Origin of the sequence: Pseudomonas libanensis, from assembly GCF_001439685.1 — a bacterium.
Lineage (GTDB): Bacteria > Pseudomonadota > Gammaproteobacteria > Pseudomonadales > Pseudomonadaceae > Aquipseudomonas > Aquipseudomonas libanensis.
Genome location: NZ_JYLH01000004.1, coordinates 362158 through 382079 on the forward strand (window position 1 = coordinate 362158; position 19922 = coordinate 382079).

Annotated in this window: 12 protein-coding genes and 1 other RNA gene; 4 read left to right on the top strand and 9 right to left on the bottom strand. The window is 60.8% G+C overall.

The features are described 5' to 3' along the window. Positions 1–103 precede the first annotated feature (103 nt). From TU73_RS08945 to TU73_RS08980, 9 genes are all read right to left on the bottom strand, one after another. Positions 104–694, bottom strand: a complete 591-nt coding sequence (locus TU73_RS08945; RefSeq protein WP_057011884.1) for a hypothetical protein — start codon at positions 692–694, stop codon at positions 104–106. Between the two features lies 1 nt (position 695). Further along, entirely contained in the window at positions 696–1742 is a 1047-nt protein-coding gene (locus TU73_RS08950) for an N-acetylmuramidase family protein (RefSeq protein ID WP_057011885.1), read from the bottom strand. A 157-nt stretch (positions 1743–1899) separates the two neighbouring features. After that, complete coding sequence (locus TU73_RS08955) at positions 1900–3861, bottom strand: hypothetical protein (protein WP_057011886.1); 1962 nt, start codon at positions 3859–3861, stop codon at positions 1900–1902. Between the two features lie 159 nt (positions 3862–4020). Then, positions 4021–4117, bottom strand: an RNA gene (ffs, locus tag TU73_RS28180) — signal recognition particle sRNA small type. Between the two features lie 159 nt (positions 4118–4276). Continuing rightward, positions 4277–5443 (bottom strand): zinc-binding metallopeptidase family protein, encoded by a 1167-nt coding sequence (locus TU73_RS08960; protein ID WP_057011887.1) that lies wholly within the window; start codon positions 5441–5443, stop codon positions 4277–4279. A gap of 230 nt (positions 5444–5673) precedes the next feature. Then, positions 5674–8040: an NAD-dependent DNA ligase LigA gene (ligA, locus tag TU73_RS08965; protein WP_057011888.1), complete on the bottom strand. Its 2367-nt coding sequence runs from the start codon at positions 8038–8040 to the stop codon at positions 5674–5676. An 87-nt stretch (positions 8041–8127) separates the two neighbouring features. Continuing rightward, positions 8128–8991 (bottom strand): cell division protein ZipA, encoded by an 864-nt coding sequence (gene zipA, locus TU73_RS08970; RefSeq protein ID WP_046071683.1) that lies wholly within the window; start codon positions 8989–8991, stop codon positions 8128–8130. A gap of 258 nt (positions 8992–9249) precedes the next feature. Continuing rightward, positions 9250–12738 (bottom strand): chromosome segregation protein SMC, encoded by a 3489-nt coding sequence (gene smc, locus TU73_RS08975; RefSeq protein ID WP_057011889.1) that lies wholly within the window; start codon positions 12736–12738, stop codon positions 9250–9252. Between the two features lie 2 nt (positions 12739–12740). Continuing rightward, on the bottom strand, positions 12741–13400 hold the full coding sequence (locus TU73_RS08980; RefSeq protein WP_057011890.1) for a GntR family transcriptional regulator: 660 nt from the start codon (positions 13398–13400) through the stop codon (positions 12741–12743). 280 nt (positions 13401–13680) lie between these two features. Here TU73_RS08980 and xdhA point away from each other — a divergent pair, with 280 nt between their 5' ends. The 4 genes from xdhA (at position 13681) to guaD (ending at position 19801) form a co-directional block, all read left to right on the top strand. After that, positions 13681–15129, top strand: coding sequence for a xanthine dehydrogenase small subunit (xdhA, locus tag TU73_RS08985; RefSeq protein WP_057011891.1), 1449 nt, complete (start codon positions 13681–13683; stop codon positions 15127–15129). After that, complete coding sequence (gene xdhB, locus TU73_RS08990; protein ID WP_057011892.1) at positions 15122–17521, top strand: xanthine dehydrogenase molybdopterin binding subunit; 2400 nt, start codon at positions 15122–15124, stop codon at positions 17519–17521. The genes xdhA and xdhB overlap by 8 nt, the downstream gene beginning before the upstream one ends. A gap of 123 nt (positions 17522–17644) precedes the next feature. Then, the gene (gene xdhC, locus TU73_RS08995) at positions 17645–18484 is read left to right on the top strand and encodes a xanthine dehydrogenase accessory protein XdhC (RefSeq protein ID WP_057011893.1); all 840 of its coding nucleotides are present in this window, start codon (positions 17645–17647) and stop codon (positions 18482–18484) included. Between the two features lie 12 nt (positions 18485–18496). Then, positions 18497–19801, top strand: a complete 1305-nt coding sequence (gene guaD / locus TU73_RS09000) for a guanine deaminase (RefSeq protein ID WP_057011894.1) — start codon at positions 18497–18499, stop codon at positions 19799–19801. Positions 19802–19922 lie beyond the last annotated feature (121 nt).

Here is a 19922-nt window from a genome sequence, read left to right on the forward strand (position 1 = left end):
GGACTTCATTGCCCTCGATGGCGGTGACTCAGTCAAATATGAGTTGACTGCCACACTGCTATCGGGAGCAAGTCGAAACGTCGTACCGCCCCCTCTACACTTTTTAGCGCTTCGGTGCCGCCAATCGCGCGTACTGGTCCTGGCTGATCCACCCCGTAAAGGAGCGCTCCTCAGCATTGATAAACTCCACCTGCGCCCAGCCATCCTTGAACGCCAGCACACCCACCACATCATCCTTGACGATGTAGGGACGCTTGGCGGCCTTGGCCCCCGGGGTTTTCAGCAGGTAAGCCTTGTCGGCGGCTACAGTCACCAGGCCGATCCACTTTTTGCTGGCGGTCTGGGTCAGGTCCAGGCCGGTGGCGATTTCCGGCATCAGCACGTTGATACAGCCGGGGTGCTGACGGCCCTGCTCCACCGTCAGGATCACACCGTCGGACGCCACAGCCACACTGCCAGGGTAGGCGGCGTCCAGCCAGGTGGTCAGCGCCTCAGGCTTGCCTTGCAGGAAGAAGGTGCAACGGCGGCTCACGCCCTCGCCCATCGCCTCGGCATAGAAACCCTCGACCTGATGCCCAGGCGTCACCGCCAGCATCAGCCCTTCGTACTTGCCCGAATGCAAGGTTGGCGAGCCAGCCAGTGCCGACGCCACCGTGCACAACGACAACACGCCCATCGCCAGAAAACGAATCATCTTATTTCTTCCCTTCAAAGGCTTCGTAGGCTTGTTTCATCAGCACGTCATAGTTGCCGTAGTCATCGCCGTTATAGTTGCGGGCCATGGCTGTGAAATCCTTGTTTTTCATCGCACTCATCAACGCCGCGCTCTTGCTGCAAAAGCTGATGTAGGCCTTGAGTTGATTACCGGCGTTCACTTTCAACGCTGCGACAAACTCAAACACCGTCTTGAAACCGCAGGATGCGAAGTTGAATCCCATGACCTGAAACATGCCCCACGACGCCGACATCAATGCCGCTTCCTGGTCCAGGGCGAATGCGGTGGCCATGGTTTCCCAGGCCTTGACCTGGTCCTTGTTATTGGTCTGCCACTGCGGTCCGGCTTTTTTCTTGTAGATGTACGACAGCAGCGGGTGCGACTGGTCGTAGATGTGCTTGGTGTACTTGCGAAAGTGGTGGCCTTCGAAGGCGATGATCGGCAACTTGGCCGGCCCGAACCCTACCTTTCCACCGGACTCCACGGTAGCGAAGGCCTTGACCACATTCACCGAGATGCCGCTGCCCAGTTGCTTGGCGGCGTTCTGGAAATCTGTGTCGCTGAGTGTGGTGCCGCCGTCGCAAGTGGCCTGGAGCATCAACTGGCGGTTACGCCGCTCGGCTTCGATCATCGCACGCACACGGTCCAGATAGACGTTCACCGTGGCCTGCACCGCATCGACGTTGTTATTGCCAAACACATTGATAAAAGTCGGAATGCGCATGGTCGGGAAGGCCTTCACTGGCACCTTTACCGCCTCTTCGATCAGACTGTTGAACGTGCGCCCCGTGGGGTCGATCACACCATCGGGGTGGGCGTATTTGAGATGGCGGAACTGATACTGGCTGATGCACTGCACCAACTGGCCGTCGCACTTGCCGTTCTCCTGCAAGGCAAAGCCCATCTTGGGAATGATCAGGTTGAATAGATACTGGATGCACTGAACATCGGCGGGCAAGTTGCGGGCTTTGCCGGGAGCGCCTACCGATGCACTGATAAGACGAGGCAACCCTTGCAGGCTTTTCATAACAGACATCCTTGTGAGTGAAAGAAGTGATAGCACTTCAGTATCAATTCCGTACCCTTGTCATACTCTGAAACAAGTGGCTGGCGGAAGCTAGCAAGGCGGTCTGCGGGTTGTCCAGAAGGCTTTTTGAAAGTTGTGAAATAGCCTGGTAAATCCATCAGTAACCATGGGATTCACGGGTCTTCTGATACTGGTGGTAGTCGAGCCACTCAACCACATCGTAGGGCAGATACAGTTGCATCCTGGCCCGGGAAATCGCGATATAGACCGCGCAGAGTCGCTGGTCGAACGCGTAGGCGTCCTTGAACTTCACGTTGGTCAGCAACTCGGGCGTGAGCAGCACCCGGTCGAATTCCATGCCACCGGCGTCTTGGGCCAGCATCAACAGGCAGCGCTCGTCCGGATGCCCGCTCAGCCTGTTCAAGCGCGTGACATCAGACAGGTTAAAGCCTTTTTCCAGCTCGGCCTCGACCCACAGGAACGCCTCGTCAAACTGGCAGGCTTCGCGCACCTGCTGCCAATCAGCCATATCGCTGAAAAACGGATGGGGGCCGCTGTCATTGAACTCGTTGCTGTAGAAATCAGGCTTGAACAGCGCCACAACCGTATCCATGAAGTATTTGAGCGACTGTTGCGCTTCTTTACTCGCCAGGCCGAATGGGCAGCGGGCTTCGCTCAGTTGCATGGCCCACTTCATGGTGTCCCAATGGGACGCGGTCAGCACCACGCAACCCTGCGGGGGTACGAAACCCTGCGGGTAAAACTCAATACCGACATCGGCATCCCGTGCGCCCTCGAAGAGCACTTTGCTTTTATCCGAGTGCTGGCTGATCAGTGGGTTGACCAGGCGCTCGACATTGCGTCCCGAACGCACGGAGTAGCACACGTCCGTGTGGCGAACTTCACGGGAGCGCTTGACCACGCCCCCACTGGCCTGTTGATACTCATCCCCAAGAGTGATCAGCACCTGGCGGCCACGCTCGATGATCTGCAACAGCGGCGCCGGAATGTCCTGGCTCTCGTCGATCAGTACGTGGGTATAGCGCTCGGGCACCACGCAGCCGGCGAGGCTGGCACGCTTGATCATCAACAAGGCTTCAAAGCCCGTCTGGCTGCCCCAGGCCGGATTCGCCTCAAGGTAGCTCCACAACCGGCTGGCATATTCGAGCAGTGCCCGGGCGTCGACGCTGGACAGCGGCTGCTTGAAATGCGGTAGATGCTTCGCCGACAGGCTGTATTCCCAGGAGCGGCAGTAGGCTTGCAGCACTTTGAGGCAGACATCCACCACCGCTTGCCCCTCCAAGCGCCGGAAGCCGAAGATATTCAACTCCCGAGCCAGTGCCTGCTTGCTCGGCGCCCTTGCTTGAGTATCCAGCGGCTTGGGCCTTGGGCCATGCAACAAGGCATGCGCAAACGCGTAGAAGGTATGCCCGGCCTTTCGCTCGCGAACGCCCACCATGCGAGCACGCAGGGTTTCCAGTTTTGCCGGGGTACGCGCCAGCAACAAGGTTTTCTCCGGACGCAGGTGCTCCATCAAGGCCACCAGCAGGTGACTTTTGCCGATGCCCGCGTAGCCTTGGACATGCAGGTCTTCGTTCAAGTTGGCGCGGAAGGTCCTGACCAGCTTGTCTTGCTCGGCGCTCAACCAGCGTTCGCGGTGCCGGGGCGTGACCATCTGTTTGCTGAACGGGTCATTTGCCTTGAGGTGGCGCACTTTATATTCGACGTCCCATTTGCCGCTGGGCAACAGGTAGTCTCGCGCCTGTACTTCCTCCGCCAGCAGAAAACGCAGCTTGAGGCTTTTGACCACATTGAGGCCGAAGTACAGCTTCCTTTGGTCGAACAGCCGCTGTGCTTCCGACAGCAGGGACACGCTCGTCGAATGGCTGGCCTCTACCGCCCAGTCAATGAGCTTGGCCAACACTTTTTCAGCGCCACTGGCGCTCAGGTCGCTTTCCGGCACCTGCGCCAGATTCTGGATAACCAGCACCGCCGCCAGCTCCGGCTCACTCAGGGCGACGAGCGCCCCTGCACCGTCGCCAGCCAACAAACCCGCACAGGTTTCATCGGTGATCGGCAAGAACACAGGGCTGGATAAATCAAAATGTTCCGAGTGCATACAGCCTCGTAGCCAGGGGAAAGAGACGCTTGGGAGTATGCCACTAGTCGTGAAATGACCGTCATGCGCTGTGCAACAGGCGTCACAGATGACTGGCTGGGCAATAAATACGAATTGGAAATCGAAGAAGGGACTGCAGGAGGAGCGTTATGGAGGCAACCCCACCAGCCACACCCCGGCACACAATGTTCCCGCTGTGGCTGCTGCCTTCCGGCTCTGACCAGGTTCACGGGTAATCGTTGCGGGGGGACCGATGGGGTCACCATAACGACGCTGGCCTCTCGGCAAGCCGCGCCATTGTACCGTTCTCATCGGAAGTTACAACCGTAAAAAATGAGAAGCTTCAAGTACTTGCCATGGCGTTCAACAATTGCACTGTCCAATGTGGGGGCTTACCCCTCCCCACAGGGGTTAATCATTGTGCCTGCAGGACCACATCGGCCCTGCCGCCCTCTTCCTGAATGACCAGGTGAATAAAGTGCAACTTGGCGATCACCGCCGAGGGCAGCACGAAAGGGTAGAAATCCGGCTGGCCCATGGCGCGGGACAGCTCGTTGAGCATGCCGGCCAGTTCGATCCAGGCGTTGACGAAGCTGAGGAATGCCGGGCCGCCAGGATGCTCGGGATCGTACAGCGTCGCCAGGGCAAACGGCTGGTAATCCAGGTCCATCTCGCGGGCGCTCATGCCAAAGCCCAGGGCAGTGTCCACCGCATCCATCATGTGCAGGTAGTGAGCCCAGGTTTCGGCCCAGTCTTCCCAAGGGTGCATCGTGGCGTAGGCACTGACGCAGTTTTGTTGCCAGTCCGGGCGCGGGCCGTTCTGGTAGTGCTGGTCGAGGGCGTCGGCGTAACTGGCGCGCTCGTCGCCGAACAGGGCGCGAAAAGGTTCAAGCCAGTGGCCGTCGGCGATCAGGCGATCCCAGTAATAGTGGCCGACTTCATGGCGAAAATGGCCGAGCAAGGTGCGGTACGGCTCGTGCATCTGTACGCGGACTTTTTCGCGGTGGGCATCGTCGGCTTCCTTGATGTCCAGAGTGATCAGGCCATTGGCATGCCCGGTGGTTGGCGCATTGCCTTGCAGGTCGGTGCCGATGAAGTCGAAGGCCAGGCCAGTGTCCTCGTCGACACTCTTGGGCACCACTTGCAGGCCGAGGCTGATCAATTGCGCCACCAGCCGGCGCTTGGCGGTTTCGACCTTGCGCCAGCGTTCGGGGTTTTGCGCAATCGACAGGTCGGGAATGGTGCGGTTCAGGCTGCAGGCCACGCACAGCTTGGCGGTGCTGTGGGCGGGGATCAGCCAGTTGCACGCAGCCGGGGTATCCAGGTTGGCGCAGCGTCGAAAAGCACCGGCATCGAGATGATCGTCCGCCAGCCAAGTGCCAACCACAGGGCCAGGTTGCAGGGAGGACAGGCGGCTTTGCTGCGGCAGGTAACCCAACACCGCCTGGCAGGCCAGACATTGGCTGTTACGGAAGAATAACGACTGGCCGCAGCGGCATTGCCACACCTTGCTGTTGCGCGAGGGTTGGGCCATGAACGGCGCTGCGATGCGCGAACTGAGTTGCTCGAAGTAGCGGAACATGGCGGGCTCTCCCTGGGGTGACCAAGACTAGATCATTTTCCGTGAGAGAACGTTCCCATCCTTTGCGTGGGAACGACGGCTTGGGCGCGCTTGAGTCGTGACGCGAAGCGTCACCGGATGCATTCCCACGCGGAGCGTGGGAACGACGGCTTGGGCGCGCTTGAGTCGTGACGCGAAGCGTCACCGGATGCATTCCCACGCGGAGCGTGGGAACGATCAGTCAGCGCGTTTCAAACGCTGATGTTGTGCTTGGCCAGGAAGGCCACGAAGGCTTCTTCGTCCAGCACTCTGAGGCCCAGCTCACTGGCCTTGGCCAATTTCGATCCAGCGCCCGGGCCGGCCACCACGCAGTGGGTTTTCGCCGAGACGGAACCGGCCACCTTGGCGCCGAGGCTTTCGAGCTTGTCCTTGGCCACATCGCGGCTCATCAGCTCCAGGGAGCCGGTAAGCACCCAGGTGTGCCCGGCTTCCGGCAAGCCTTCGACCACCTTCTTCTCGCTCTGCCAGTGCATGCCGAAGTCCTTGAGCTGTTGCTCGATGGCCAGGGCGCGACGGGCGTTGTCGGCATTGTCGAAAAAGTCGCGCACGGCCTTGGCCTGCTTCTCGGGCAGCGCCTGGCGCATGTCGAGCCAGTCAGCCTTGATCACGCCTTCAAGGGTGCCGAACTTGTCCGCGAGTTTCTGCGCGGCGCCCGGCCCTACGGAAGGCACGTGCAGCTTGTCGAGCAAGCCGCCCAAGGTGGTGCTGGCCGCGAATTCGGCGCTCAGGTCGCCCTGGTCCTGCAATTGCAGGCCGCATTCGTCCGCTGCCAACAGCGCACCGATCACTTCCTGGTTGTGGTCGTCTTCAAAGAAACTATGGATCTCATGGGCCACTTCCAACCCCACATCCGGCAAGTACGTCAGCACTTCCGGCAATGCCTTCTGCACACGCTCCAGCGAAGCCAGGGAGCGCGCCAGCACCTTGGCGGTCTCCTCGCCCACATCGGGAATGCCGAGGGCATAGATAAAGCGCGCCAGAGTTGGCGCCTTGCTGTTTTCGATGGCGCTGATCAGCTTCTTGCTGGAGATGTCGGCGAAGCCTTCCAGGTCGATGATCTGTTCATACTTGAGCTTGTAGAGATCCGCCGGCGAGCCGATGAGTTTTTCATCCACCAGTTGCTCGATGGTCTTGTCACCCAGGCCGTCGATGTCCATGGCGCGACGCGAGACGAAATGGATGATCGCCTGCTTGAGCTGTGCGCCACAGGCCAGGCGCCCGACGCAACGGTACACCGCGCCTTCGCTGACGGTTTCCTTGCCCTTGCTGCGCTTGACCAACTGCGTGCGCTCGACATGGGAGCCGCACACCGGGCAGCTCTCGGGGATCTGCACCGCGCGGGCGTTTTCCGGGCGACGCTCGGTGACTACCGAGACCACTTGCGGGATCACATCACCGGCGCGGCGGATGATCACCGTGTCACCGATCATCAGTCCCAGGCGTGCCACTTCGTCCATGTTGTGCAAGGTAGCGTTGGCCACGGTCACACCGGCCACCTTGACCGGTTTCAAGCGCGCCACTGGAGTCACGGCACCGGTACGGCCGACCTGGAATTCCACGTCGAGCAACTCGGTCAACTCTTCCATCGCCGGGAATTTATGCGCGATGGCCCAGCGCGGTTCGCGGGCGCGGAAGCCCAGCTCACGCTGGGCGGCGATGCTGTTGACCTTGAACACCACGCCGTCGATCTCATAGCCCAGCGCGTTACGCCGCTCGCCAATATCGCGGTAGTAGTCCAGGCATTCCTGGATGCCCTTGGCCAGCTTCAGCTCGTGGCTGATAGGCATGCCCCACTTCTGCAACTGCTTGAGGTTACCGATATGGGTGTCACTGATATCTGCGGTCACCTGGCCGATGCCATAACAGCAGAATTCCAGCGGGCGGCTGGCGGTGATCTTCGAATCCAGCTGGCGCAGGCTGCCGGCCGCAGCATTGCGCGGGTTGGCAAAGGTCTTGCCACCCACTTCCAGTTGCGAGGCGTTCAGGCGCTCGAAACCGGCCTTGGACATAAACACTTCGCCACGCACTTCAAGGGTGGTGGGCCAACCCGTGCCATGCAACTTCAAGGGAATATTGCGCACGGTGCGCACATTGACGCTGATGTCTTCACCCGTGGTGCCATCACCACGGGTAGCACCGCGCACCAGTTCGCCATCCTGGTACAGCAGGCTGACCGCCAGGCCGTCCAGCTTCGGCTCGCAGCTGTACTCCACCGCCGCGCCAGCGCCGAACAGATCGCCCACCGGCAGGTCGAGGCCCTCGGTGACCCGGCGATCAAATTCGAGCATGGTGGCTTCATCGAAGGCGTTGCCCAGGCTGAGCATCGGGATCTCATGCTTGACCTGGGTGAACGCCGACAGCGCCGCACTGCCGACCCGCTGCGTCGGAGAATCGCGCGTCACCAGTTCCGGGTGCTCGGCTTCCAGGGCCTTGAGCTCGTGGAACAGGCGGTCGTACTCGGCGTCCGGGATGCTCGGCTCGTCGAGCACGTGGTAGCGATAGTTGTGCTGATCCAGTTCAGCGCGCAGTTCGAGAATGCGGGTATGGGCGGCGGTCATGGGTGTTCTCTCATAAAGCAAAAGAGCAGCCGAAGCTGCTCAATATGTTAGTGCATGGATTCTACAGACAACGCTTATGATCGAACCTCAGCGTTTCTGTGTCAGGGCGCGACGCTCGAATTCGACGATGCGCTGACGGTAGTGTTCGATGGTCTGGGCGGTCAGGACGCTGCGTTGGTCGTCCTTGAGCTCGCCGTTGAGTTCCTGGGACAGCTTGCGGGCCGCAGCCACCATCACGTCGAACGCTTGTTTCGGATGACGCGGGCCCGGCAGGCCGAGGAAGAAACTCACCGCCGGGGTGCTGAACAGGTCGATATCGTCCAGGTCGAAGGTGCCCGGCTTGACCGCGTTGGCCATGGAGAACAGCACTTCGCCATTGCCGGCCATGCTTTCGTGGCGGTGGAAGATATCCATCTCGCCAAAACGCAGGCCGCTTTCAAGGATGTTCTGCAACAGTGCCGGGCCTTTGAAACCACCGGCATCGCGGCAGATCACGCTGATGACCAGCACTTCTTCGGCGGCCGGCTGATCGTTTACCGATTGGCGCGCTGCGCTCTTGGTCGGGGTCTCGTCGGGGAAATCGTTGTCGCGGCTGCTGAAGCTCGGGCCGTCATCGACGTCGAGGTTCAGGTCGCCCTGGTGCGGTTCTGCTACTGCTGCACTGCCACGCTTGCCGCGCTTGGACGACGGCTCGCGAGCTTCACGCACCGGCGCGCTCATCGACGGCAAGTCGTGCTCGTCCAGTTGCGGCTCTTTATGGGTATCCAGCACACGGGGCGGCCCCAGCAGCTCGGCGCTGCCGTCGTCGTCGGGCAGGTTGGACAGGTTTCGGTCCAAGCGGAACTTGAGCTTGCCCTTGCCACCGCGCATACGGCGCCAGCCATCAAAAAGAATACCGGCAATGACAATAATGCCGATGACGATCAGCCACTCGCGCAGACCGATTTCCATGTAATCCCGTGCCTCTATAAAAAATGCTGAAAAATAAGGGGTTTAGCACCGTGCAAACCGCTTTAAAACGTGGCGCCAACTCTATGTTCTGGCTGACGTTTTGCCCACGCACACGAAAAATTGACATTAAACTAGCACGACCAAAGACAACTTTACACCGTCTGTCAAAATGCCTTGAACAAATATGTCCTTTTGCCACTTTCGTCAGACCGGTAAACCACCCTACGTCGTGCCGTAAATCCGCTCTCTTGGCTTGACTCAGGATTCCACCATCGCCATCGCTTCTTCCACATCCACCGCGACCAATCGCGAACAACCCGGCTCGTGCATCGTGACCCCCATCAACTGATCGGCCATTTCCATGGCGATCTTGTTGTGGGTGATATAGATGAACTGCACGGTCTGGGACATCTCTTTGACCAACCGAGCGTAGCGTCCCACGTTAGCGTCATCCAGCGGCGCATCCACTTCGTCGAGCATGCAGAACGGCGCCGGGTTCAACTTGAAAATGGCAAATACCAGGGCCAATGCGGTCAGGGCCTTTTCGCCGCCGGACAACAAATGGATGGTGCTGTTCTTCTTGCCCGGAGGCCGCGCCATGATCGTTACCCCTGTATCGAGTAGATCTTCGCCCGTCAGTTCCAAGTAAGCGCTGCCACCACCGAAAACTTTTGGGAATAACGCCTGTAAACCGCCATTAATCTGATCAAAGGTATCTTTGAAGCGGTTGCGGGTTTCCTTGTCGATCTTGCGGATCACGTTTTCCAGGGTATCCAGGGCTTCCACCAGATCGGCGTCCTGGGCATCCAGATAACGTTTGCGCTCGGACTGCTGCTGGTACTCATCGATGGCCGCGAGATTGATCGCCCCCAAACGCTGGATACGTGCGGCAATCCGTTCAAGTTCTTCTTCGGCGTCTTTCTCGTTGGCCTGGGCGGTCAGGGTGTTGAGCACGCCGTGCAGGTCATAGCCGTCCTCAAGCAACTGGTCTTGCAAGGTCTTGCGCCGCACAGTCAAGGCTTGCCATTCCATGCGTTGCTGTTCGAGCTGGCCGCGGATCAACTGGGACTGCTGCTCGGCCATGGTGCGGCGTTTTTCAGCATCGCGCAGTTCACGGTCGGCATCTTCGAGGGCGATCTGCGCGGTCTTGAGTTCTTCGTCGACAGTCATACGCTTATCGAGCAACTCTTCGAGCTTGAGGCGCAGCTCTTCCAGTGGCGCCTCGCCCTCCTCCAGGTTCAGGCTCAGTTGCTCGCGTTTTTCGGTCAGGCGCTCGGACTGCATCTCCAGGCGCTCAAGGGCCTGGCGCGTGGAGTCGTGCTGGGCGCGCAACGAGCCGAGGCGCACCGCCAACTGGTGGGCGTGGTCCTTGTGCTGGCGCGCTTCCTGGCGCACGCGGTCGAGGCGTTCGCGCAGGCTGTCGCGCTGGGCCAGCAGCAACTCGCGCTGCTCGGTGTCCAGGGCCATGCTGTCGAGGGCTTCCTGCAATTGCAGGCGGGCTTCGCCGATCTGTTCGTGTTCCAGGGCGCGCTGCTCGCCCATCTCGGCCACCTCTTCGTCAAGACGGGTGCGGCGCAGGGTCAGTTGTTCGACCTTGGCCTTGCTCGCCGACAGTTGCGCTTTCAATTCGCCCTGCTGGCGCGCTTCGTCCTGCAACAGCCGGCGCAGGTGTTCGCGGCCGGTCTCTTGCTGGCGCTGGGTGGCGCGCAGGGTTTGCAGTTCGGTTTCCAGGCTTTCCAGGGTGGCTTCGCGCTCTTCACGCTCGGCGGTCAGATTGATGATTTCCTGGCCACGGGCCAATACGCCGCTTTCGGCTTCACTGGCACGGCGCACGCGCAGAAAGTGGCGACCGACCCAATAGCCATCGCGGCTGATCAGGCTTTCGCCGGCCGCCAACTGGCCGCGCTGGGCCAAGGCTTGCTCAAGGGACTCCACCGGTTTGACCTGGCCCAGCCACGGCGACAAGTCAATCGCCGCTTCAACCTTGTCCAGCAGACTGCCCGGCACCCGCGTGCCATCGGCCGCCGGGCTGAGCAGGCGCAAATCGCCCTGGGCAAACCCGGCCAGGTCGAAGCCGCCGAAATCATCCACCAGCACCGCTTGCAGGTCGGCGCCCAGCACCGTTTCCACCGCCAACTCCCAGCCGGCTTCGACTTTCAAGCCTTCGGCCAGGCGCGGGCGCTCAGCCAAATGCTGGTCGCGCAGCCATTCGGCGGTGCCGGTGCCGGGGTCGAGCGCGGCTTGCTGCAAGGCCTCCAGCGAAGCCAACCGACCATTGAGTCGCTGCAAATCGCCTTGGGCCTGCTGCTGCGCCTGGGTCGCGGTGTGCAATTGCTGACGCAGTTGCTCCAGGCGCTCCACTTGCTGTTCTTCGCTGGCCTCCAGCTCTTCGAGGGTCATTTCGCTTTCGGCCAGTTGCTCGCTCAACTGCGTGACCGCCGCGTCTTCCGGGTCGGCGGCGAGCAGTACGCGCTCTTCCTGCAGACGGCGCTGGCGCTCGGCCAGGCGTTCCATGCTGGTTTCCAGTTGCTGGATACGCGACTGCTGCACCTCGGCCTGGCGGCGTGGCTCGGCCGATTTCAGGTTGAAGGCGTCCCACTGCTCCTGCCAGCCGTGCATGGTGGTCTCGGATTCTTCCAGGGCGGCGGCGGCCTCTTCGGCGGCGGCGCTGGTGACTTCCTGCTCGGGGGTGAGCATGTCCAGCTCTTCGCCGAGGGTCAGCAGCAAAGTACGGTCATGGCCCAGGTGCGATTCGGTTTCCAGGCGCGCACGTTCGGCTTCCTTCAGGTCGTCCTGCAACTGGCGCAGACGCTGCTGGCCATGCTGGATGCTCTGCTCGACCCGGGCAATATCGCCGCCCACTGAATAGAAACGGCCCTGCACCAGATTGAAGCGTTCGGAGAGTTCATGGTGGCCGTCACGCAGGCGCTCGATGCTGGCGTCGGCGTTGCGCTGCTCGGCCACCAGCGCTTCAAAGCTGATTTCCTGGGTGCCAATGATCGCTTCGCGCTGGCCCACCTGGTCATTCAGCGCCTGCCAGCGCAGGGCCGAGAGTTGCGCCTTGAGCTGGCGTTCTTCGCCCTTGTATTCCTGGTACTTCTCGGCGGCCTGGGCCTGACGGTGCAGGCGCTCCAACTGGCGCTCCAGTTCTTCGCGCAGGTCGGTCAGGCGGGCGAGGTTTTCGTGGGTGCGGCGGATACGGTTTTCAGTCTCGCGGCGGCGCTCCTTATATTTGGAGATGCCGGCCGCTTCTTCGATAAAGTTACGCAGGTCTTCGGGCTTGGCTTCGATCAGCTTGGAGATCATGCCCTGCTCGATGATCGAATAACTGCGCGGGCCTAAGCCTGTGCCGAGGAAGATATCGGTGATGTCGCGACGACGGCACTTGGTGCCGTTGAGGAAGTAGCTGTTCTGGCTGTCGCGGGTGACTTTGCGGCGAATCGAGATTTCCGCATACGCCGCATACTCACCGATCAAGGTGCCGTCGGAGTTATCGAACACCAGCTCGATGCTGGCCTGGCTCACCGGCTTGCGGCTGGTGGAGCCGTTGAAAATGACGTCGGTCATCGACTCGCCGCGCAGGTTTTTTGCCGAGCTCTCGCCCATCACCCAGCGTACGGCGTCGATGATGTTCGACTTGCCGCAGCCATTGGGCCCCACCACCGCCGCCATGTTGCTGGGGAAGTTCACCGTGGTGGGGTCGACGAAGGATTTGAACCCCGCCAACTTGATGCACTTGAGCCGCACGCTTAGGCGCCTGCCAAGGCTGCGATGACCAGCGAACTGCTGCGCTGGCAATAGGCTGTGAGCACCAGGCGAATCTGCACCAGGTCACGGGCCAGCACTGCGGCGAGTAATTGCTCAAACAGCGCCAGGAACTCGCTCATGGACGCCTTGCGCTGATCCAGCGCCAGGTAATAAGCGCGGTTCATCGCCGGCTGCAGGTTTTCGACGGTTTCCTGCAAATAAGGGTTGTTGGCGAAGGGGTACGCGGCGCGCATCACGCTGAAGCTTTCATCGACGAAAGCGCGGATGTCCTCGCGCTCCAAACTGAGCTGCAGGCGTTGTTGAATTTGCAGGAACGGCGCCATGTCGGCCTGGGTCTGCCAGCCTTCGGCAACTGCATTGCCGAGCAGGATGTACATCTCGCCCATCAACGTACACAGGCTCTGCACCTTGTGCGCGGTGAGTTCGGTGACGTGAGCGCCACGGCGCGGCAGGATCGCGATCAGATGGCGGCGCTCAAGGATCAGCAAAGCTTCGCGCACGGAACCACGGCTGACGTTGAGCGCCAGCGTGACCTTCTGTTCCTGGATCCGCTCCCCAGGCTTGAGATCGCCGCGAATGATACGTTCGGCGAGGTGGTGAGCAATTTGCTCGGCGAGACTGTCCGGCGCCTTGAACGTCATGTTTTCCCTTCAAAATCTTCTATCGGTACAAGCGCGGCAGTGTAGCGCATTGGCCCGCTGATGGCGCTACGCCCACCGTGGCGAATTTGGCATGAAATAAGCAACGTTGAAAGCCTGTAAGCCGCCAAAAACGCCGGTTCCAGAAGACTGGACCATAATTGAAAGTGTTGCGACCGCGTTTTCTTGACCCTTAGGTCAGAAAACCATTGACCGAAAAGTCAGACATGACTAGATTCGGCGCAAAGCGGTTAACAACAATAATGAGTCTGCGAGGCCTTCCGTGATCCAGTTTTTACTCAACCAGGAACTCCGTAGCGAGCACGCCCTGGACCCCAACCTGACCGTGCTCAACTATCTGCGTGAGCATGTGGGCAAGCCCGGTACCAAGGAAGGCTGCGCCAGCGGCGACTGCGGTGCGTGCACCGTGGTGGTCGGCGAATTGCACACCAACGATCAGGGTGCCGAGCAGATTCGTTATCGCAGCCTCAATTCCTGCCTGACGTTCGTGTCGTCGCTGCACGGCAAACAACTGATCAGCGTTGAAGACCTCAAGCACCAGGGCCAACTGCACAGCGTGCAACAGGCCATGGTCGAGTGCCACGGTTCGCAGTGCGGCTTTTGTACCCCGGGCTTTGTGATGTCACTGTTTGCCCTGCAAAAGAACAGCGACACCCCCGACAGCCAGAAAGCCCATGAAGCCCTGGCCGGCAACCTGTGTCGCTGCACCGGTTATCGCCCGATCCTCGCCGCCGCCGAACAAGCCTGCTGCAACAAGCCCCAGGACCAATTCGACAGCCGCCAGGCTGAAACCATCGCCCGCCTCAAGGCTATCGCGCCGACGCAAACCGGTGAGCTCAACAGCGGCGACAAGCGCTGCCTGGTGCCACTGACCGTCGCCGACCTGGCCGACCTCTACGACGCCTACCCCCAAGCCCGCCTGCTGGCCGGCGGTACCGACCTGGCGCTGGAAGTCACCCAGTTCCATCGCACCCTGCCGGTGATGATCTACGTTGGCAACATTGAAGCAATGAAACGCATCGAGCAGTTTGACGACCGCCTGGAGATCGGCGCAGCCACCGCCCTCTCCGACTGCTACGCTGCGCTGCACCACGAATACCCGGACTTCGGCGAACTGCTGCACCGCTTCGCCTCCCTGCAAATACGCAACCAGGGCACCCTGGGCGGCAATATCGGCAACGCTTCGCCGATTGGTGATTCGCCGCCGCTGCTGATTGCCCTGGGCGCTCAGATCGTACTGTGCAAGGGCAACACCCGTCGCACCCTGGCGCTGGAAGACTACTTCATCGATTACCGCGTCACCGCCCGCCAGGACAGCGAGTTCATCGAGAAGATCATCGTGCCCAAGGGCCATGCGCTGTTCCGCGCCTACAAGGTGTCCAAGCGCCTGGACGATGATATTTCCGCAGTCTGCGCCGCCTTCAACTTGAAGATCGACAATGGGGTAATCAGCGAAGCCCGCGTTGCCTTCGGCGGCATGGCCGCCACGCCAAAACGCGCAAAAAGCTGCGAAGCCGTGTTGGTGGGCGCTACCTGGAATAGCGCCACCGTGGAAAAAGCCTGCGTCGCCCTGGCCGAGGATTTCACGCCGCTGTCGGACTTCCGCGCCAGCAAGGAATACCGCCTGCTCAGCGCTCAGAACCTGCTACGCAAATATTTCATCGAACTGCAAACGCCGCACATCGAGACTCGGGTGACCGCTTATGTCTAACCATCACGCCGTGGTAAAACCCCAGGCCGAACTTGCCGCACTCTTTGCCCAGGACCTCACCACCGGGGTGGGTCGCAGCGTCAAGCATGACAGCGCCACCAAGCACGTCAGCGGTGAAGCACAGTACATCGATGACCGCCTGGAATTCCCCAACCAGTTGCACCTGTATGCGCGCATGTCCGACCGCGCCCATGCCCGGATCATCAGCATCGACACCGCGCCCTGCTACGCCTTCGACGGCGTACGCATTGTCATCACCCATGAAGACGTACCGGGCCTGAAAGATATTGGCCCGTTGTTGCCGGGCGACCCACTGCTGGCCATCGACACCGTGCAGTTCGTAGGCCAGGTGGTGCTGGCCGTGGCCGCCCGCGACCTGGAGACCGCACGCAAGGCGGCGATGGCGGCGGTGATCGAATATGAAGACCTGGAGCCAGTACTGGATGTGGTCGAGGCGTTTCGCAACAAGCACTTCGTGCTTGACAGCCACACCCACCAACGCGGCGATTCGGCCGCGGCGCTGGCGAGCGCCAAGCACCGTATACAGGGCACCTTGCATATCGGTGGCCAGGAACACTTCTATCTGGAAACCCAGATTTCCTCGGTCATGCCCACCGAAGACGGCGGCATGATCGTCTATTGCTCTACGCAAAACCCCACCGAAGTGCAGAAGCTGGTGGCCGAAGTGCTTGACGTGTCGATGAACAAGATTGTCGTGGACATGCGTCGCATGGGCGGCGGGTTCGGCGGCAAGGAAACCCAGGCCGCCAGCCCCGCCTGCCTGTGCGCGGTGGTGGCACGCTTGACCGGCCAGCCGACCAAAATGCGTTTGCCGCGGGTTGAAGACATGCTGATGACGGGCAAGCGTCACCCGTTCTATATCGAGTACGACGTGGGCTTCGACGACAACGGCCGCCTGCACGGGATCAACCTGGAACTGGCGGGTAACTGCGGTTGTTCGCCGGACCTGTCCAACTCGATTGTCGACCGCGCCATGTTCCACGCCGATAACTCGTATTACCTGGGCGACGCCACGGTCAACGGCCATCGCTGCAAGACCAACACCGCCTCCAACACTGCCTACCGTGGCTTCGGCGGCCCCCAGGGCATGGTCGCGATCGAGGAGGTGATGGACGCCATCGCGCGTCACCTGGCGGTGGACCCATTGGCCGTGCGCAAGGCCAATTACTACGGCAAGACCGAGCGCAACGTTACCCACTACTACCAGACCGTCGAGCACAACATGCTCGAAGAAATGACCGCCGAGCTCGAAGCCAGCAGCCAGTACGCCGAGCGCCGCGAAGCGATCCGCCTGTACAACGCCCACAGCCCGATCCTGAAAAAAGGCCTGGCGTTGACCCCGGTGAAATTCGGCATCTCTTTCACCGCAAGCTTCCTGAATCAGGCCGGCGCGCTGATTCATATCTACACAGACGGCAGCATCCACCTGAACCACGGTGGCACCGAGATGGGCCAGGGCTTGAATACCAAGGTCGCGCAAGTCGTGGCCGAGGTATTCCAGGTAGAAATCCACCGCGTCCAGATCACCGCCACCAACACCGACAAGGTGCCCAACACCTCGCCCACTGCCGCTTCCAGCGGTGCGGACCTTAACGGCAAGGCCGCGCAGAATGCCGCCGAAACCATCAAGCAGCGCCTGGTGGAGTTCGCTGCGCGCAAGTACGACGTGAGCGAAGCGGACGTGGAGTTTCGCAACGGCCATGTGCGCGTGCGCGAACAAATCCTGACGTTCGAAACGTTGATCCAGCAGGCGTATTTCGCCCAGGTCTCGCTGTCGAGCACTGGTTTCTACAAGACGCCGAAAATCTTCTACGACCGCAGCCAGGCGCGTGGTCGGCCGTTCTACTACTTCGCCTTCGGCGCCGCCTGCTGCGAAGTGATCGTCGACACCCTGACCGGCGAATACAAGATGCTGCGCACCGACATCCTCCACGACGTGGGCGCCTCGCTGAACCCGGCCATCGACATCGGCCAGGTCGAAGGCGGCTTTATCCAGGGCATGGGCTGGCTGACCATGGAAGAGCTGGTGTGGAACGACAAGGGCAAGCTCATGACTAACGGCCCGGCCAGCTACAAGATCCCCGCCGTAGCGGACATGCCGCTGGACCTGCGAGTCAAGCTGGTGGAAAACCGCAAGAACCCGGAAGACACTGTGTTCCATTCCAAGGCCGTGGGTGAGCCGCCGTTCATGCTCGGGATTGCTTCGTGGTGCGCGATCAAGGATGCGGTGGCGAGTTTGGCTGACTATCGCCAGCAACCGAAGATTGATGCACCGGCCACGCCCGAGCGGGTGTTGTGGGGGTGTGAGCAGATGCGGCAGTTGCGGGTGGCGAAAGCTGTCGAGGCTGACACTGAATTGGCTTCGCTCTAGACCCAGGCGCTGCAATCGCGGGCAAGCCCGGCTCCCACATTTTGAGGTGCTAACCCGATCAAATGTGGGAGCTGGCTTGCCTGCGATAGCGGCCGAACTAACAGCAGAAATGTTGAGGTAGACATGAACAACTGGATCAGCGCCCTCGCCACCCTGCAAGACCAGGGCGAACCCTGCGTACTGGTGACCATCATCGAAGAGCTCGGCTCCACGCCGCGCAATGCCGGCTCCAAGATGGTAATCAGCGCCGCCCAGACCTTCGACACCATCGGCGGCGGGCACCTGGAATACAAGGCGATGCAGCTCGCCCGCGACATGCTCGCCCGCGGCCAGCAGACCACCCACCTGGAACGCTTCAGCCTCGGGGCCAGCCTCGGACAGTGCTGCGGTGGCGTGACCGTGCTGCTGTTCGAACCCATGGGCCAGGTGCAGGCGCAGATCGCGGTGTTTGGCGCCGGCCATGTGGGGCGTGCGCTGGTGCCGTTACTGGCGAGCCTGCCGTGCCGGGTGCGCTGGATCGACTCCCGCGATCAGGAATTCCCGCAGCACATCCCCCAAGGCGTGCGTAAAATCGTCAGCGAAGAGCCGGCCGATGAAATTGCCGACCTGCCAGCGGGCAGTTACTGCATCGTCATGACCCACAATCACGCATTGGACCTGGAACTCACTGCCGCCCTGCTCAAGCGCAATGACTTCGCCTACTTCGGCCTGATCGGTTCGAAGACCAAGCGCGTGAAATTCGAACACCGCCTGCGTGACCGCGGCTTCGACACCGCTCAGTTGCAACGCATGCGCTGCCCCATGGGCCTCACCGAGGTGAAGGGCAAGTTGCCGGTGGAGATCGCCATTTCCATCGCCGGCGAAATCATCGCCACCTATAACGCCAATTTCGGCCAGCACACTGCCGGCGCCGAACCCATTGCCAAATTGCTGCCGGCTTCGCGCCGCAGCCAAGCTATCTAAATTGAGATAACCATGCCTTTGACTCGCAAAGCCTACCGTGCCGCCATCCTGCACAGCATCGACGACCCTGCCGTCGTTGGCATCGAAGCCTCCTACGAGTATTTCGAAGACGGCCTGCTGGTGATCGATAACGGCCAGATCAGCGCGCTCGGTCACGCCAGCGATCTGCTGCCGAACCTGCCTGCCGATATCGACATCACCCACTACCAGGACGCGCTGATCACCCCCGGCCTGATCGACACCCATATCCACCTGCCGCAGACCGGCATGGTCGGCGCCTATGGCGAACAGTTGCTGGACTGGCTCAACACCTACACCTTCCCGTGTGAAAGCCAGTTCGCCGACAAGGCCCACGCCGAGGAAGTCGCGGACATCTTCATCAAGGAACTGCTGCGCAACGGCACCACCACCGCGCTGGTGTTTGGCAGCGTGCACCCACAATCGGTGAATGCATTCTTTGAAGCGGCCGAGAAGCTCGACCTGCGCATGATCGCCGGCAAGGTGATGATGGACCGCAACGCGCCCGATTATCTGACTGACACGCCTGAATCCGGCTATCGGGAAAGCAAGGCGCTGATCGAACGCTGGCACAGCAAAGGCCGCCTGCATTACGCGGTGACGCCACGCTTTGCCCCCACCAGCACACCGGAGCAATTGACGCTGGCCGGGAAACTGCTGGGGGAATACCCGGACCTGTACATGCAGACCCACATCAGCGAGAACAAGCAGGAAGTCGAGTGGGTGAAAGAACTGTTCCCGGAGCGCAGCGGCTACCTGGATGTGTACGACCACTACAAACTGCTGGGCGAGCGCTCGGTATTTGCCCATGGCGTGCACCTGTGCGATGACGAGTGCGCACGCTTGGCAGAGGCCGGTTCGGCGGTCGCATTCTGCCCGACCTCGAACCTCTTTCTCGGCAGTGGTTTGTTCAACCTGCCGATGGCGGAGAAACACAAGCTCAACGTGGGCCTGGGCACCGACGTGGGTGGCGGCACCAGCTTCTCGCTCCTGCAAACATTGAATGAAGCCTACAAGGTCATGCAGTTGCAGGGGGCACGGTTAAGCCCGTTCAAGTCGCTGTACCTGGCGACCCTGGGCGGTGCGCGGGCATTGCGTCTGGAAGACAGGATCGGCACGTTGCAGCCGGGGACGGATGCGGACTTCCTGGTGCTGGACTACAACGCCACGCCACTGCTGAGCTATCGCTTGAAGCAGGCCAATAACATTGCCGAAACGCTGTTTGTGTTGATGACGCTGGGGGATGATCGAGCGGTGTTGCAGACCTATGCGGCCGGGCAGTTGGTGCACCAGCGCTGACTCAAGCTACACACAACCAATGTGGGAGCTGGCTTGTGTGGGAGCTGGCTTGCCTGCGATAGCATCACCGCGGTGTAACTGATACACCCCGGCGCCTGCATCGCGGGCAAGCCCGGCTCCC